The following is a 753-nucleotide window of genomic DNA, read 5'->3' as shown; positions in this document are numbered from 1 at the left end:
CGCCGAAAGTCTGCCGCGGCTTTCTGGGTGCGGGTGATGCCCAACTGGCTGGCCGTAGCCTTAACAGAAGCCACGCTACAGTTAAGCCGTGTGGCTATAACTTTCGGGCTCTCGTTGTTTGCATACCCTTCCTTGATTGCCATCCGCCGTTCTGTCATTCCAGCGCGCTGACGAACGCTTCTATCCATCTGATTTCTCCGAAGTTTTCCGGAGATACAACAACCGTAGAGGTAAGCTGTTCCACGCCACGGCTTGGATGAGACCATTGCGTTTTGCCGATCAGACTTAAGTCCAACTCTCCCTGCCACTGGCCATCAACAAGTTCGATCGAAGTCCCGTCGGCGCCAGTACATCCGTGGTCACCGACGGCGCCAGGGCAAGCCCCGGCGATCTCTAGAAAGGCCAAGCCAGCGCCAAAACAACGCCAGCGGAAAGCGCGAAGGCGAGCCAGGCGCTATCGACCATTAACGGACCTCGCTGCGTCCCGGAATCCAAGCGCAGACTGCCTACGCAGTTCGGCTAAGCTCTCCTTGGAGGGGGTGCCACCTTGGATGGTGACGTTTTGCGTCACATGGATCGGCCGACCACCGCTGCCAGACTTACCGCCACGCTGATCATCGAACTGATCGGGATCGGCAATAATGACGCGCTCGCTTGGCTTCTTGAAGAACTCGACCTTCTGCGTGTCAGGCCCCATAATGCCGCCAGTCGAGAAGCCGTACACCGCCCGGTGAGCAACCTGCTCCGGCGTGG

Annotated in this window: 2 protein-coding genes; both read right to left on the bottom strand. The window is 58.6% G+C overall.

Annotated elements, in window-relative coordinates; genetic code table 11:
- A partial coding sequence (locus ACXJ7R_RS35150) for a hypothetical protein (RefSeq protein WP_457155805.1) occupies positions 1 to 188 on the bottom strand: 188 nt, incomplete at its 3' end.
- Between the two features lie 266 nt (positions 189 to 454).
- Positions 455 to 753, bottom strand: a 299-nt coding sequence (locus tag ACXJ7R_RS35145) for a hypothetical protein (RefSeq protein WP_457155804.1), incomplete at its 5' end; no start/stop codon positions are given.

Source organism: Mesorhizobium sp. P5_C1, assembly GCF_054049815.1.
The sequence above is the reverse complement of the archived record's forward strand: the minus strand, read 5'-3'. Positions and strand labels throughout refer to the sequence as shown.